The 15,892-nt window shown below is 42.6% G+C and carries 13 protein-coding genes; 11 read left to right on the top strand and 2 right to left on the bottom strand.

The genetic code is table 11. The features are described 5' to 3' along the window. Positions 1-51 precede the first annotated feature (51 nt). The 7 genes from L1286_RS14400 to L1286_RS14370 all read left to right on the top strand — a co-directional run bounded on the left by L1286_RS14400 (position 52) and on the right by L1286_RS14370 (position 9,183). Positions 52-1,920: a methyl-accepting chemotaxis protein gene (locus tag L1286_RS14400; RefSeq protein ID WP_235407763.1), complete on the top strand. Its 1,869-nt coding sequence runs from the start codon at positions 52-54 to the stop codon at positions 1,918-1,920. Between the two features lie 81 nt (positions 1,921-2,001). Further along, the gene (locus tag L1286_RS14395) at positions 2,002-2,595 is read left to right on the top strand and encodes a PilZ domain-containing protein (RefSeq protein WP_235407762.1); all 594 of its coding nucleotides are present in this window, start codon (positions 2,002-2,004) and stop codon (positions 2,593-2,595) included. A gap of 59 nt (positions 2,596-2,654) precedes the next feature. Next, positions 2,655-3,692: an agmatine deiminase family protein gene (locus L1286_RS14390; protein ID WP_235407761.1), complete on the top strand. Its 1,038-nt coding sequence runs from the start codon at positions 2,655-2,657 to the stop codon at positions 3,690-3,692. An 8-nt stretch (positions 3,693-3,700) separates the two neighbouring features. Continuing rightward, positions 3,701-4,591: a carbon-nitrogen hydrolase gene (locus tag L1286_RS14385; protein WP_235407760.1), complete on the top strand. Its 891-nt coding sequence runs from the start codon at positions 3,701-3,703 to the stop codon at positions 4,589-4,591. 17 nt (positions 4,592-4,608) lie between these two features. Continuing rightward, positions 4,609-8,082 (top strand): transcription-repair coupling factor, encoded by a 3,474-nt coding sequence (gene mfd, locus L1286_RS14380; RefSeq protein WP_235407759.1) that lies wholly within the window; start codon positions 4,609-4,611, stop codon positions 8,080-8,082. Continuing rightward, positions 8,079-8,924 carry a CsiV family protein gene (locus tag L1286_RS14375; protein WP_235407758.1) on the top strand — a complete coding sequence of 282 codons (846 nt, stop codon included), beginning with the start codon at positions 8,079-8,081 and terminating at the stop codon, positions 8,922-8,924. The genes mfd and L1286_RS14375 overlap by 4 nt, the downstream gene beginning before the upstream one ends. 13 nt (positions 8,925-8,937) lie before the next feature. Then, complete coding sequence (locus L1286_RS14370) at positions 8,938-9,183, top strand: DUF3862 domain-containing protein (protein ID WP_235407757.1); 246 nt, start codon at positions 8,938-8,940, stop codon at positions 9,181-9,183. Between the two features lie 10 nt (positions 9,184-9,193). Here the strand turns inward: L1286_RS14370 and L1286_RS14365 are convergent, their stop codons facing one another. Further along, positions 9,194-9,688 (bottom strand): GNAT family N-acetyltransferase, encoded by a 495-nt coding sequence (locus L1286_RS14365; RefSeq protein ID WP_235407756.1) that lies wholly within the window; start codon positions 9,686-9,688, stop codon positions 9,194-9,196. Positions 9,689-9,766: 78 nt separating this feature from the next. On the opposite strand from L1286_RS14365, the gene L1286_RS14360 reads away from it, so the two are divergent. Beyond that, positions 9,767-9,976 (top strand): hypothetical protein, encoded by a 210-nt coding sequence (locus tag L1286_RS14360; RefSeq protein ID WP_235407755.1) that lies wholly within the window; start codon positions 9,767-9,769, stop codon positions 9,974-9,976. A gap of 204 nt (positions 9,977-10,180) precedes the next feature. Next, entirely contained in the window at positions 10,181-11,686 is a 1,506-nt protein-coding gene (locus L1286_RS14355; RefSeq protein WP_235407754.1) for a Calx-beta domain-containing protein, read from the top strand. A 67-nt stretch (positions 11,687-11,753) separates the two neighbouring features. On the opposite strand, the gene L1286_RS14350 is transcribed toward L1286_RS14355, so the two are convergent. Beyond that, entirely contained in the window at positions 11,754-12,089 is a 336-nt protein-coding gene (locus tag L1286_RS14350; protein WP_235407753.1) for a hypothetical protein, read from the bottom strand. A gap of 194 nt (positions 12,090-12,283) precedes the next feature. Between L1286_RS14350 and L1286_RS14345 the strand changes: the two genes are divergently transcribed. Both L1286_RS14345 and L1286_RS14340 read left to right on the top strand, forming a co-directional pair. Further along, positions 12,284-13,267 (top strand): response regulator, encoded by a 984-nt coding sequence (locus tag L1286_RS14345; protein WP_235407752.1) that lies wholly within the window; start codon positions 12,284-12,286, stop codon positions 13,265-13,267. Positions 13,268-13,761: 494 nt separating this feature from the next. Beyond that, positions 13,762-15,708 (top strand): GEVED domain-containing protein, encoded by a 1,947-nt coding sequence (locus tag L1286_RS14340; protein WP_235407751.1) that lies wholly within the window; start codon positions 13,762-13,764, stop codon positions 15,706-15,708. Positions 15,709-15,892 lie beyond the last annotated feature (184 nt).

Here is a 15,892-nt window from a genome sequence, read left to right as displayed (position 1 = left end):
ATTGGCTAATGATTTACTTTTAATAATAAGCTCATTCATGGGAGACGTTCAGTGAAGTTCAAGTTTAAAGTAGTCGCCGTTTCTGCCTGTGTCCTAGTGCTTGCTTTATTTATGCTCTCACTAAAACAGTATTACCTTCTTAAAGATAATCTAGAACAACAAGTCAACAATAGTATGAAAGAGGTGATCCAAGGGATCAGCAATACTGTTACTGCTCAAATGCAAGGTGCAATGAACCTCGCCGCGCTATCGACCGGGTTAGTTGAGCAAGTAGATTCATTACAAGACGCTTACCCAATGATTTCGCAATCAAAATTGAAGTCCGAATTTATCCTAATCGGTTATGGCGAAGAAAGCTCAGGAAAATATGTCGCCAGCGATCCTAACTGGGATCCAGGGTCCACTTGGGACCCAAGAGTAAGACCGTGGTACAAGGATGCAAAAGCGGCAGGCAAACTGGTCGTCACAGAACCATACGCGGATGCCGTCAGTGGTGAAATTGTCGTTTCAATCGGTGCGCCAGTTAAAAAAAATGGGCAATTTCACGGCGCAATATTTTATGATGTAAGCCTAGCCAAGCTTGGTCAAATGATTAATTCGTTTAACCTGTTTGATGCAGGATTCGCGTTTATGGTGAGTTCAGGCGGTGATACGATTTCTCACCCGACTATTTCGCTAAACGGCCAACCAGCCAGTAAGTTTCTTGGTAATACCGTGGTTAGGGAGTCCTCGCAGGAAATCGAAATCAATGGCGTGGAGTACCTTGTCATGTTTAAAGCCGTTGAAGGCTACGATTGGTTTGTCGGTGTCGCACTTGAAAAGCAAAAAGTATTTTCTGCAATGAACACCCTAGCTTACGATGCAACCGTTGTAACAATAATCGCTGTGGTCGCCAGCTTTTTAGTACTTTCTTATGTTATCAATCTCCTACTCAAACCTTTAGAGCAGATAAATACTGCCATGTCTAACATCGCACGTGGCAATGCAGATTTAACAGTGCGTCTACAGGCATCAAAAGAACCTGAGTTCGCAGCTTTGGCGGAGAACTTTAACCTCTTTACATCTCGATTGCAGACTATCATTGCAGAAATACAAACTTTAGGGCACGAAGTACTCGACGACGCAAAACAAACATCAGCCGGCGCAAACCATGCCACACAGGCAATTCAAAGGCAGTTGGAATCATTAAATTCACTCGTAGACGCGACCGCCAACATGTCGAATACAGAACAACAGGTCGCTAACACGGCGCAACAAGCTGCTGAAGCGATTAAAACCACTGACGGTCTTGCATCTGATGGCGAAGGCATTGTTGTACAATCTACAACGTCTATTGCTGAGCTATCTTCACAAATCGAACGTGCAGTGGATGTGGTGAATGAATTAGAAGTGTCTTCTTCCGGCATTGAGCAAATACTGTCCGTGATTAATGGTATTGCTGAGCAAACCAATTTACTTGCACTCAACGCTGCAATTGAGGCTGCAAGAGCTGGAGAGTCAGGTCGAGGCTTCGCTGTCGTTGCCGACGAAGTTAGAACGCTTGCCCAAAGAACGCAAGAAGCGACGACTGAGATCAAATCGATGATTGACCAATTGCAATCTGGCGCAGAAAACGCTGTCGGTGTCATGAAACAGAGCCAATCTATTGTTGAAAAAACGGTTGTAAAAGCTGAAGAGACGAAAGATGCCCTACATGCAATAAGGGAGTCGATTAACCATATCGTCGAGTTAAATGTGAACATTGCCAGCATGCTCGAGGAACAAAGGGCTGTTGTTGAAGCTGTTGACCATAATGCGTCAGAGATAAGAAACCTTTCGAACACGGTTGTTGATGAAGCTAAAGTTGTCGACCACACAATGCAATCACAGGTAGATAAAATCGCGAAGCAGGAAGAAATGTTAGAGCAATTTAAGGTATAGAGCGCTAACATCTTGATTTAACGGGCTAGAGTGGGGAAAATAGAAAAATCGCTATGCTAGCCCAATGAAATTGGCAATTAAATGCAAACAGAATTAAAAGACAATTTTCAGCAATATTTTCAAATTGACGAAACGAACCAGATCAACTTGTTTCCCGTCGAGTCAAATATGGTGCCCAAAAATCCGGCGCAGTTAGAAGCCGCAATTCCGCCTCTATTCAAACTAGCCAATGAAATAAATGAGCTTGATCTGAACGCCTTGAGGCCACTTCGAAATCTCGGTGATGTCGCCAGCGACCTTGCCGCTTATTTGCAAGCCCAATCGCGTAAGATTGATCTGATCATGAGCCATATTCTTGCAAACGAGCAGCCTGAAGATGATACGTCCTATTGTGATAGTTATGGTGGGGGGGGAATTACGGTCACCGCTGACGAGCAATTTCCTTTGGGTCAAGATTTCCGTACCAAAATCTTCTTACAACACGAAGCAAGTGCCATTTTTTGCTATAGCCAGATTATTGAAATTAACCAAAAAGAAGAAGGGGAATTTCAATACACCCTCGCCTTCACACAAATCAGAGACTCTGATCAAGAGCTTTTAGTCCGTGCAAGCCTCCATGCTCAAACAAGGCAGCTAAAAAAACGCCAATCAGACAATGAATCTGACACAAAATAGCTGACACTGTGTAAACCAGTGATACACTTAGCGCCTAGCAATTTAAAATTACAATCGTCATGAGTTTTACATTATTACCTGAATGGTCACTGCAAGATGCAGTGATGCTCACATGGCCGCATAAAGAAACAGATTGGGTCGACATTCTTGACCAAGTCGAACCTGTTTATGTCGCACTTTGCCAACATATTTCTCAAGTTCAACAGGTCGTTGTCGTTGCACATGATTTGGAGTTAAAGTCTCATATTACAGCGCTATTAAATGACGCCAACGTAGACATCACAAAAGTCAAGTTTGTTGATGCGCCGTGCAATGATACCTGGGCGAGAGATCACGGACCATTGACCACAGCCAATATTCACGGCCAACTTTGTGTTAAAGATTTTGTTTTTAACGGTTGGGGAAACAAATATGCCAGTGAATTAGATAACAACATAAATACCGCTTTGTGCCATCAATTGGCCAACAACGCCAATCAAGTTCACAACGTAGATATTGTACTTGAAGGTGGTGGTATTGAAATTAATGAACATGGCGTACTGCTCACGACTTCTGAGTGTTTGCTGAACCCAAATCGTAACCCACAGCTAAGTAAAACTCAGCTTGAAACTCTGCTCGCAAAAGAGTTAGGTGCGCGCGATTTTCTTTGGGTTGACCATGGTTATTTAGCGGGTGATGACACTGACAGCCATATCGATACGCTTGTCAGATTTGCGCCTAATAATACATTGGTGTATGTGCAATGTGATGACAAAGAAGACGAGCACTATGCGGCACTCGCCGCAATGGCATCACAACTGAGTAGTTTCAAAACACCAGAAGGTGACCCATATACGCTTATCCCATTACCTTGGCCAAGCGCTATATATAACCATGATGGTGACAGGTTACCCGCAACTTACGCAAACTACCTCATTATAAATGATACGGTACTCCTACCCATCTATGGCGATAAACAAGATGCGCTAGCACTTACCCAGTTACAAAAAGCCTACCCCGAGAGAACCGTCATAGGCATAGACTGTCTGCCAATTATTCATCAATTTGGCAGCCTACACTGTATCACCATGCAATTGCCACAAGGCTTTTTAAAGTAGGAGTCCAAATGAGCAACAATAATTTGAAAGTCGCACTCATACAACACAGTAATAGCGATAACATAAATGATAACTTTGAAAAGACCGTTACAGGCATTAAAGAAGCAGCAAAACAAGGCGCTCAGCTTGTAGTTTTACAAGAGTTACACCGTAGCCTGTATTTTTGCCAAACGGAAGATACCGAGCTATTTGATTTGGCCGAAACAATTCCGGGGCCCAGCACAAATAAATTGGGTGAATTGGCCAATGCGCTAAACGTTGTTATCGTTGCCTCTTTATTCGAGAAACGTGCGACAGGGCTCTACCACAATACCGCAGTCGTGATAGAGTCTGACGGCTCCATTGCAGGTAAATACAGAAAAATGCATATCCCTGATGACCCTGGGTTTTATGAAAAGTTTTACTTCACGCCAGGTGATTTAGGCTTTGAGCCCATTCAAACCTCTGTGGGCAAACTTGGGGTATTAGTTTGTTGGGACCAATGGTTTCCAGAAGGTGCTAGGCTAATGGCGATGGCGGGTGCTGAGTTACTGATTTATCCGACTGCGATCGGTTGGGATCCTAGAGATGACGATGACGAGCAAGTGCGTCAACGAGATGCGTGGATGATCGCACAAAGAGCACATGCCGTATCAAATGGCGTGCCGGTCATCAGTGTAAACCGTGTTGGTCATGAGTCAGACCCAAGTAGCCAAAGCGAAGGCATTCAATTTTGGGGCAACTCATTTGTAGCAGGCCCACAAGGTGAGTTACTTGTTCATGGTTCAGAAGACCAAGAGGAAATTTTGGTTGTAGATATCGACCAAAATCGCAGTGAGTCTGTACGTCGCATTTGGCCATATTTAAGAGATAGACGTATAGATCATTACCAAGACCTATGTAAAATATACCGAGATTAAGTAGTTAGGAGTAAATAATGGCGTTAGTGCAGTGGAATGAGCTACCTTGGATTAAGTCACAAAAAGATAAAATTCACTGGGGGCAACTCCTTGGTAGCAGTTTGGCAATTACCATCAGTGAGGGACTCAAACAGAACCAGTCTCTCGTGGTTTTAGTGACGCCAGACACCCCCAGCGCGCTGCGCCTTGAAACTGAGTTGGGTTATCTCATTGGAGAAGACGATGTCATGGTCTTTCCTGACTGGGAAACCCTCCCCTACGATCATTTCTCTCCACATCAAGATATTATTTCTCAGCGTTTAGCGAGCTTGAACGCACTTAGAAAAAAGCAGCAAGGGGTATTACTGATACCCGTATCTACTCTAATGCTGAGAACTGCGCCTCCAGAATTCATATATGGTAATGCGCTACAATTTAAATCTGGTGATACCCTCGATGCTACTGCGCTAAAAGATACCTTAACGCAAGCGGGCTATCGTCATGTGCAACAAGTCATGGAACACGGTGAATTTGCTGTGCGAGGCTCAATCATTGACTTATATCCTATGGGCAGTGAGCGACCATATAGACTCGACTTTTTTGATGACGAGTTAGATAGTATTCGACTCTTCGATATCGAAACTCAGCGTTCCAATGAGACCATTGAAGCCATTGATTTACTCCCTGCCCATGAGTTCCCGACCAACGATGAAGATATCGAACGATTTAGGATCAAGTACCGTGAGACATTTGGTGCGAGTGCCGAACAAGATTCAATTTATATGCAGGTTACTCGAGGGAACTGGCCTGCGGGTATTGAATACTACCTCCCCCTATTCTATGACAAATTAGCCACCATCTTTGATTACCTGCCACATGATGCGGTATTCATGCACCTTGGTGATGTGGAACACGCAGCAGCCGAGTTTTGGATGGACGTGTGCAAACGCTATGAAAGCAGACGTGTTGACCCGCTTCGACCATTATTAGAGCCAAAAGCACTGTATCTCAACGTAGAGTCGTTATTCGAGGGGTTTTCTCAATTCCCTCGCATTCGTCTCAGCGGAGCAAAATTAGGCACCAAAGCTGGCCATACGAATTTAAACGCGAAAGCTCTTGAGGATGTGAGAATTGACCATAAACAGTCAGACCCTTACACAGCAATTATTAACTACATTGCAGCGCAAAAAAAGTTAAAGGGTAAAATCCTCTTCAGTGTGGAGTCAGATGGTCGCCGAGAATCATTGCTTACTCTATTAAAACCAACAGGCCTCAAACTTAAAGAATTTGCATCTTTTGATAAATTCATCGGTGGTAGATCGGATGTTGGCCTCATTGTCAGCCCTTTGGAATCATCTGTTGTCTTGTCTGGTGATAAGCCGCTGTCCCTGATTACTGAGCAAGAGTTGCTTGGGATTAAGGTATCACAGAGAAGACGCCGCAAACATAAATATGAGCAAGGTCAAGATGCGCTGATCCGGAATTTGGCAGAGCTCAAAGAAGGTCAGCCCATTGTACACTTAGACCATGGTGTAGGCCGCTACTTAGGCTTGCAAACTATTGACGCAGCGGGTGTAGCAACTGAGTTTGTGACGATTATTTACGCGAGCGATGCCAAGCTGTACGTGCCCGTCTCATCGTTACACATGCTGAGTCGATACTCTGGCGGGGAAGAAGCATCGGCGCCCCTCCATAAGCTGGGGTCTGATGTTTGGGAAAAAGCAAAAAGAAAAGCAGCAGAAAAAGTTCGCGACGTTGCCGCTGAGCTATTAGATATTTACGCGAAAAGACAAAGTAAGCCCGGTCACCAGTTTAAACTTGAAGGCGCGGCTTATAGAGAGTTTAGTGATAGTTTCCCATTTGAAGAAACCGACGATCAACGCAATGCGATTGAAGCTGTTATTGGCGATATGCAAACCAACCAAGCGATGGACAGGCTAGTTTGTGGTGATGTTGGCTTTGGCAAAACAGAAGTGGCCATGCGAGCTGCATTTGTAGCAATTAATGATAACAAACAAGTTGCTGTGCTGGTTCCAACCACCCTACTTGCACAGCAACACTATGAAAATTTCAAAGACCGATTTGCCGATTTGCCCATTGAGGTCGGTGTACTTTCTCGATTTAATAGCGCAAAAGAGCAGAAAGAAACGTTGGCTGCGCTTGAGTCTGGCAAAATAGACATTGTCATTGGAACACATAAGCTTATCCAAGAAAGTATCTTGTTTAAGGATCTAGGCTTGCTCATTGTCGATGAGGAGCACCGTTTCGGTGTCAGACAAAAAGAGAAAATTAAAAAACTTCGAGCCGATGTCGACATATTAACACTGACCGCGACACCTATCCCTCGTACGCTCAACATGGCAATGAGCGGGATGAGAGATCTATCCATTATCGCTACGCCACCAGCGAAACGCTTAGCAGTAAAAACATTTGTGCGCGAACGCAATGATGACTTAATCCGAGAAGCGATTTTGCGTGAAATTAAACGCGGCGGACAAGTGTACTTCTTACACAATAATGTAGAAACCATTGAAAAAACGGCTGCTGATATTGCAGCGCTAGTACCAGAAGCTAATATCGCGGTTGCCCATGGTCAGATGCGAGAGCGAGAACTTGAGCAGCTCATGGGGGATTTTTATCACCAAAAGCACAATGTGCTTGTGTGTACAACGATCATTGAAACGGGTATTGACATTCCTTCTGCCAATACCATTGTCATGGACAGAGCTGACAAACTAGGGCTTGCGCAATTACATCAACTACGTGGTCGAGTTGGTCGTAGCCACCATCAAGCCTACGCATACCTACTTACTAGAAACAGCCAAGCGCTCACCAAAGATGCCGTCAAGAGGCTTCAAGCTATTGAGTCCTTGGAAGATTTAGGTGCCGGCTTTGCTCTCGCGACGCACGACTTGGAAATTCGTGGTGCCGGTGAGCTACTCGGAGATGACCAAAGTGGGCAGATCCAAACTGTTGGCTTTACACTGTATATGGAAATGCTAGAACAAGCCGTTCAAGCATTAAAAGACGGTAAAGAACCAACACTGGAAAACTTGCTTCAACAACAAAGCGAAGTAGACGTAAAAGTACCCGCTTTGCTGCCCGACGACTATATTCATGATGTCAACATTCGTCTGAGTATGTACAAGCGTATTGCCAGTATGAACACAGAACCTGAATTAGACGAGTTGAAAGTTGAGCTGATTGATCGCTTTGGTTTATTGCCAGACGCGACAAAGCACCTGTTTAATATTCAACTATTAAAGTGTAAGGCACAACAGCTAGGGATCAAAAAAATTGAAGCCAACCCGAAAGGTGGTTATTTTGAGTTTAGTAACACCACCCGCGTTAATCCAACATTCATTATTGGGTTGATACAAAGCAACCCAGCCGTTTATAGAATGGAAGGAGCAAGTAAGTTGCGCTTCAATATAGAAGAAAAAAATGGTAAGGAGCGGTTGAAGCTCGTAAATGCAATGATGGATGACTTTCAGAAAAAGGCGGTTGCATGAAGCAATTTGTACTAAAGGCAATTCTTTTGGGTACCTTGGGCGCAAGCGCTATGCCAGCATACGCGGTGCGTTGGTTTGAGGTCGAACTGATCGCTTTTTCGCAAAAACCAGGCACAGATATACGCGAAGATTTTTCCATAGAAACAGATCAAATCCCACAAGAGAAACGGCTAGATTTATTGACTAAAGGATTCAATAATGTGGGTCACCAAGCTTGCTTGGCAGGCGACTCGAATTACGACCCACGTTCTGTCATGGAGCAATTTACCATGCAACAAAGCTCCTGGTATTGTGATGACGATGTTAATTACGTTAAACAGTATGAAAAGCTGCCAGTTATACCGTTTAGTGAGCCTTTAGAACACATGCAGTCTATGTATTTATTGGCACCAGAGCAACTTAGATTTGAGTCGATTAGAAAACGGCTTGAACGGCAAGGCAAAAACCCTATTTTGCATACAGGATGGCGCTTTCCAGATCAAAGTAAGAAACGAGCTCCCAACGTAGTGGTTTACGGGGGTATGAAATTTGAACAGCCAGTCAGTTATAAATACATAGAAAGCGAGCAGAGTGACAGCTTTATAAGCTTGTTAAGCTCTGCCCCCAAGCAAGCAATTAAAACTCAGGGAGAAGACTTGTGGGAATTAGACGGTACCATCAAGATTCATATCCGTCATTACTTGTACGTCACCAGTAATTTTGACTATCGCTACCTAACTGAAGAAGGCGAGTTAGAATCCGCTAGGATGTCTCAGTTTACGCGCGTTTACAGCGGAGATATCCACTATCTAGATCACCCCAAAATGGGCATTATTTTCCAAATTAGGAAATATAAACACTAACAGGATAACCTAAATGAAAAAACTCTTAACGATTGCAGCGTTGCTGAGCCTGAGCGCTTGTTCAAAGGTGACTATTGAAAATTATGAAAAAATATCGGTTGGTATGGAAAAAACCGAACTTGAGCAAGTACTAGGCTCTGCCGACTCATGTGAAGAAAAAACATTACATACTAATTGTGTGTGGGGAAATGAAAACAAAAATATCACCGTGACCTTGGTGTCTGACCGAGTCACGTTATTTAGCAAAAAAGGGTTTTAATCCAAAGACGCTATATTGATTTTTGCTTTTTAAGGCATAGTCGATAATCGCTGTGCCGCTTCTCAAAGCCAAGGTGAGATAACAAATTTACGCTGCGCGTATTTTTTGGCGATACCTTTGCTGACACCTCCTCTACCAGAGCTTTCGGTAAAATCAGATCCAAAGACCGTAATAAACAACTTGCGGCCTCGCGCATATATCCTTGACACCAATAAACGGGCGAGAGCTCGTAGCCAAGATAAATCTTTGCTCTCTCCGCGCTGTAATCAAACATGCCTATTGAACCAATTTGAATACCATCTTTAACCAGCATCATTCGTACGCCGATCCCCTGATAGTAAAGTTCCAAATCACTTTGGATCATTGCTCTGATGTCTTGCATCGTTAAGTCAAAGCCATAATCATTAAAGTAACTTACTTTGGGGTTGTTTAAAATATCGAGCAAAGCTTGACTATCACGATAATTCACTAAGCGTAATGTTAGCCTTTGAGTCTGCAATTCCATTTCATCAATGTGGTCGATTTTTTATTATTTTGGTATAAACTACCCCATCTCGATAGAAAGTCCAGTGAAGATAAAAATATGACAGAAAATAATGCAGAATTTGTAGTTATTCCGCCTACAACCAAAGTACTTTGCAAAGAAAAAGGCGAAGGTTGGACACTCACAGGGATCACAGGCATTGAAGAACATACATCGGTCATGTTTAAAGGGGTACGTTACACGATACCCGCAAAAGTAATCATCGAAGAGTTACTTCCTAACTACTTGGAATCGCAGAAGAACACATAAAAACACTTAATTTTTAATCCATTTGTAGTAATTTATTGTTGCATTTTTGTTCATGAGAGAGAATAATAGAATGAGATTGCAAAGATAATAATGGAAGCGCCTGTCTCGAAGGATTAAGAACTCACATCCCACATTGGAAGTCGATGTGTCATTACTTTGTGTTGTGTTAGCTAGATTAGGATAACCCGACCAGAGTTTGTTACCATGCTAAAAACTTCACTTACTTTATTAACTTTAGTAACAGCGTCTTTTTCACCGCTTAGTCTCGCCAATACTTGCAGCGGTGAGTTGTACGGTATTAATGCCGGACGAGGAGATGTCGGTATTCTCTTTGGCCTGAATGAGCAAACTGACAGCGCTTTTGCTCAAACACTTGCTGAGTTTAGTTCTTCTGCACTTGCTTATGATAACAACAGCAAACGCATGTATTATATTTCAGCACCTCGCCCTATAGAGTACGAAGTGGACACGAGCCATCTTAGCCTTTCAGCGGAACAAAAAGAACATTTGCCGATTATGGGCAACCGCTTTAAGTACATTCGCCTTGCCTATTATGACTTTAATACTGATACGCATACGATTGTGGGTCGCACAACGCAAGTGCTTAGTTTAGTGTATGACGCAGAGCGTGATGCACTCATTGGGACTGATTTCAAAAAGCTCTATCAAATTGATAAAAGCTCAGGTACAACGATTGAGCTGGCTTCTTTAGGTTCATTGAAAGGCAAATTCAGGGGTGATTTAGTCATTCAAGATGGTAATTGGTACCTAATCACAAGCCGAGCGGTCTATCAGATAGACAAATCAACCTACGCGGTAACCAAGCAAGCTAATCACTCGCTCACAGCCGCAACAGGTGCTGCACTTAACCAAAGTGGAGATATTGTCGTCAGCAGAACGTTGATCAATGACTATGGTCATGTGAATAAGTCCAAATTGTATAAGTTAAATCCGCACTCTGGTAACACTTGCTTATTGGCCACCGTACCTGTGCGTATTAATGACTTAGCCTCAAATACAGATAAAGAAGTGGCTTGCTACACGACGCCGACCTGTGAAACCGACCCGCTCCCGTCATTTACTCTAGATGCTGTAACCGACTCAGCTTTAGAAGCTGGTCAGTTAGAGTATCAAGTTAACTTGAGTAATAGTTATTACCAAGATGTCACCATCGACCTCAGTATTACGGATGGCACAACAGACGCGAACGACTATAGCTTAGCGCAAACAACGTTAACCATCCCGAGTGGTGAAACCTCCGGTAGCGTCATTGTTAATGCATTAGATGACCAAGATCATGAAGGTGATGAAACATTTACCCTTAACGCCAATGCCGACCAAAATGCGACTGGCTCAGCGACGGCGCAAGGCACCATTATTGATAATGACCCTGCTTGTACACCAGACAATTACACACGGATCAACTATCAGTTTGTCAGTGAAAGTGCGGCCTATAACAATGACTGGGGCGTTACCGTCAATGGCAGTTATGTGAAATTGCTGGATGAATATGGCGCCTCCGGTAGTTACGATGTATTGCAAGGTGCGAGTTATAACTATGTGCTTGCAGTAAATGGAAACCCGAACCAGCTTACTGGTAACTACACTGTGTATGGCGACAAGCAGTATTGGGAAGATCAGAATGATGGCGATTACAATGACTTTGTTGTAAGAGTCTGGACCACTACGGTCCAAAAAGGATGCCAATAATAATCAACTAGCACTTTTTCGCGATATGCCGCTTAACTGGCCTTAACGGCATATCGCATTTTTCGCCCTACTTTCCCCAAAACATATAATGAACAATCTGTTCGCTTTGCTTATTACGTTGAATCTGCGTTGAGAAATATTGCTCAAACGTCACCGTATTGGTTAGTATGCCTCGGTTATATTTATATCTAATCTGCTCATCAGGCGTGAGCAACGAATACATTTTACCTACATGCTCATCACCTTTAGCCTGCGTTATTGTACTGTCGAATTGAGTACGCGTGTAACTAGAGACACTGACTGTCCGTACCTCAGGTATAACTACTCTGTCGCTGTAATCAATTTGCTCACCAGCCATTAAAGTCGAGGATGAAACACACAAAAGCATGCATATTAATTTCATAATCATACTCCTTTTATTTTACTTCAATATAGTACATTACAGGTACACATTGCGAGTTTAGAAAGCGCATTTTTATTTAGACATGGATAAAGAGGTTTGGGAACAAATATTGCGTTTAGGGCATGACTGAACATACTTATATACCAGCATATGTGGAATATGACTGATTGTTCGGGTATCAAAGGCGATCTGCCATGAAAAAGTTTACTGTTTTACTTGTCGAAGATAATCCTATCTACGCAAAGCTCGTTATGTTATTAAGTGAAGACAAAGCCCATGTTACTTGGTGCACAAATTTAAAAGATGCGCACTGCGCCCTTCAATCACAACAGTTTGATATCTACCTATTGGATTTGTATCTTCCTGATGGAGACAGTATCGAGTTTTGCAGGCTCATTAATACCCCAAAAAAAGAAGAGACAATCACTGTATTTTTAAGTGGTGAAACAGACTTAGAGTGGCGACTCAGGGCATTTGAGGCCGGTGCGGAGAACTACATTGCTAAGGAAATCCCCCAGCAGCTACTCAAGCTTAAACTTGATAGCCTTTTGGAGTATCAAGCCAAACGGCTCAGAGCATTAAAATGTGCTAAAAAAGACTCTCAATTACAAACAGACCGTTCTTTTCGGACGCAATTAGACAATAACGCCCTGATTCATTTTTACAGACACTGTCTCAACTTAAATGACATTCATAAATTTGCTGACTACCTCTCGTCTCTAATGGAGAGCTGGGACCTCGATTACATTGCAAGATTAAAGTTAGCTGATGGTACAGAATATCATTTCAAAAACAATAATGAAGCGATATGCGAAATGGAACTTGAACTTTTTGACGAGCTAGAAGTCAATGCCGCAAATGTACAGTCTTTTGGGCAATCTACATTCTTTAAGTATCAGCAGGCAGAGCTCATCGTCAAAAATATGCCTACGGACAGTTATAGCAAAGGATCATTGATTGACATTTTTCACTACGTTGTTGAAGCAATAGATATACGACTAAATGAAATTGCTAAATTACAACATATGGACGCCATTATTCAGGAAATCAAAGCCCATACTGCTGCCCATCAAGATGACAAAAGCATGGCCTTACTCAATGAGCTTGTAGATGATTTGGCGGCGATTAGAGAAGAGAAAGACCTCAATGATGAAAATGACGACTTAGTTTTCTTTTAAATTTTGTGGTGCCTTAGAGCTTTAAATAGCAACCGCGTTTTGGCCTGTTTTTATGTGTAGGGAGTGCCAGCTTGATTAGCAGTGACTACCCTTTCATGCTGATCAGTTTGTTTTTGGTTGTTTATTTAATTAAAAAACAAACAAGTACCAGCGTACTATATAGCATAATGTCCTAGTTTGGTGCTACCACTTGCTCGCATCTCTTGCAAACACCTCTCAAGTATTCCAAAAAAACATATTGATATTCTAAAACAGATAAGAAATCACTTATAAACATAAAGATCATACAGTTATCTTTACATAATTACCTATTTTAGATAAAGATGAAATAATTTCACCTTTACAATTATTGCATACAATATACATTAATTTCAGGAGGTCGTTAAAAACACACCTTATTTTGATTAATTATTTGTGATTTTTTCTGCCTTTTTTGCAATGAGAAAACAACCAGTATTGGCTTGTTTTTACTCACAATTTGGAGAACATGTAAAGTGAAAATTAAATTATCAAATCAGCTACTATTAATGGGTTCTTGCTTCATACCTAGCGTATTGGCAAGTACTCATTTACATGCGAATACTGAAAAAAATATACAAAATGTCAATTACTGCGCAAGCGCCGGAGGTGGAAACTATGAACACATAGCAGGTGTTTCAACCTCTGGTCTCAATAATCTGTCATCAGGGCAGATCCCCTATACCGATTTTACACACTTGACCGCTCAATTGAATGTTGGACAAAATCAAATCACACTAACTCCTGGATTTGTAAATAGCGCTTACACAGAATACTGGCGTGTTTACATTGACCTGAACGGGGATGGTGACTTTAGCGACGCCGATGAATTAGTGGGCTCAGGCAGCAGTAACACGAGCCTTACCACGCAGTTAACTATTCCATCTTCAGCACAGGGCATCACCTCTCGGATGCGTATTGCAATGAAATACAATTCACCCGTTGCAAACGCATGTGAAAACTTTAGTGCCGGAGAAGTTGAAGACTACACGGTCCGCATTAATAAACGTGATACTTCAAACCTTGAAGATATGTGTTTAAGCCAAGCTCCGACAGACGAATCAGCTTTGACGGATAGCATCCCCGTTTGTGTTAAATCATCTTCGCAATTCCAGAGCTTTTCTGTACCAGGCGCCGATTCTGCAGGTAGTGTTGCTATTACAACCGCTTATGGCAAAGGCAATCTTACTTTAGAAGCTCGTAATGGTGAGGGAGGCTACCCTCGACCAGGGGACGATAGCCTCCGTTCAAAACATGTAGGCAATACAGAGTGCGTAATTATAACGAACCCCACCAAATACTGGACCAACATCGTAATGCGCGGACTATTTAAAGGCGCAACCATCGTTGCGGATCTCGGTGCCACGAGTTGCCGTAAAGAGCCTGGTGCTATTGACCCCGGTAATGTTGCTTATGAGTATCCGCATGTAAATGTGATCATATTTCCATTTAGCTTTAGTGATACGCCTTTAACATGGACAGCAGATCAAATTCATGCTGATATGGAAACAGTCAAGCAATATTATACTGAGCAGTCATACGGGCGTTTTACTGTTACTTGGGAAATTAAACCGGAAATATTCATTAATGAACCAAAATCAAAATATGACGCTAATACCAAAGCTTGGCACCAACTATATGCAGATAAAATTGCTGAAGCCGGTGTGGATATGAACTTTCCAGGAGCCGCAAACTTGGTCATGATGGCCGCACCTCAAGTGTCTACAATAAACTCGCAAGCTGGCCCACCGTTTATCCAACTCTATCATCACAAACCCGGGACAATTGCGCATGAGATGGGACATGCTATGGGACTGCGTCATTCCATGTCAGTTGAGGCGGGAAACCATGTTATAAATTCTGGAAGTGACTCAATTCGGAATTACGGCAACCCTCACGCGATGATGGGCATGGGGGCACACACGCTAGAAGAATACAACCTGATGTATAAAAGTTACTTTAAGGGTTGGCTGAGCGACGAGGAAGTCCCTTTAATTGCTTCTTCGGGCACATATCGCCTGTATGCATTTGATCATGGTTCGTCAAGTGGTACAAATGCGCCCGGTAGTATCGGTATGCGTTTGCAGTCTGGCAATGAGGCATATACGTATTGGCTGGAATATCGGACAACGAACGATAGATATAATTCAAATACCAAAAATGGAGTTTTAGTGAATATCAAAGGCTATATGGAAAATGAGTCTCAACCTTCATTTTGGAATCACCGTTCTGCCTTATTAGATATGACGCCCAACTCAAGAGATAATTCACGATGGGCTCAAGAAGATGAGACGGACGCGGAACTCACTATTGGAAAAAGTTTTACAGACCCATGGGGAGGCTTCAAGATCACACCTATTGCTAAAGGTGGGCTAGAAGATACTGCAAACGCATGGATTGAGGTCAATGTGGAAATATTGTAAAAAGTCTCCTTGTTAAACTTGTTTATAGCACAGCGTTCAGCTGTGCTATTTACCCTGTTTCCAATCGGTAAGTCCATATAACCCCAATAAGATAAAATGGCTAATTAAACGCCCTATAAACTGGTATTGAAAACGCGTATATGCCCCAGTTCAAAATAAAGGAGCCATAAGTCAGACCATAATC

The organism is Pseudoalteromonas sp. SMS1 (assembly GCF_021530565.1).
In the GTDB taxonomy this organism is placed as follows: domain Bacteria; phylum Pseudomonadota; class Gammaproteobacteria; order Enterobacterales; family Alteromonadaceae; genus Pseudoalteromonas.
The sequence above is the reverse complement of the archived record's forward strand: the minus strand, read 5'-3'. Positions and strand labels throughout refer to the sequence as shown.

Bases quoted from the DNA above. Each gene is read 5' to 3' on its own strand.
- L1286_RS14395 (WP_235407762.1), top strand. From the start codon at position 2,002: ATGCAAACAGAATTAAAAGACAATTTTCAGCAATATTTTCAAATTGAC.
- L1286_RS14390 (WP_235407761.1), top strand. From the start codon at position 2,655: ATGAGTTTTACATTATTACCTGAATGGTCACTGCAAGATGCAGTGATG.
- L1286_RS14385 (WP_235407760.1), top strand. From the start codon at position 3,701: ATGAGCAACAATAATTTGAAAGTCGCACTCATACAACACAGTAATAGC.
- mfd (WP_235407759.1), top strand. From the start codon at position 4,609: ATGGCGTTAGTGCAGTGGAATGAGCTACCTTGGATTAAGTCACAAAAA.
- L1286_RS14375 (WP_235407758.1), top strand. From the start codon at position 8,079: ATGAAGCAATTTGTACTAAAGGCAATTCTTTTGGGTACCTTGGGCGCA.
- L1286_RS14370 (WP_235407757.1), top strand. From the start codon at position 8,938: ATGAAAAAACTCTTAACGATTGCAGCGTTGCTGAGCCTGAGCGCTTGT.
- L1286_RS14365 (WP_235407756.1), bottom strand. From the start codon at position 9,688: ATGGAATTGCAGACTCAAAGGCTAACATTACGCTTAGTGAATTATCGT.
- L1286_RS14360 (WP_235407755.1), top strand. From the start codon at position 9,767: ATGACAGAAAATAATGCAGAATTTGTAGTTATTCCGCCTACAACCAAA.
- L1286_RS14355 (WP_235407754.1), top strand. From the start codon at position 10,181: ATGCTAAAAACTTCACTTACTTTATTAACTTTAGTAACAGCGTCTTTT.
- L1286_RS14350 (WP_235407753.1), bottom strand. From the start codon at position 12,089: ATGAAATTAATATGCATGCTTTTGTGTGTTTCATCCTCGACTTTAATG.
- L1286_RS14345 (WP_235407752.1), top strand. From the start codon at position 12,284: ATGAAAAAGTTTACTGTTTTACTTGTCGAAGATAATCCTATCTACGCA.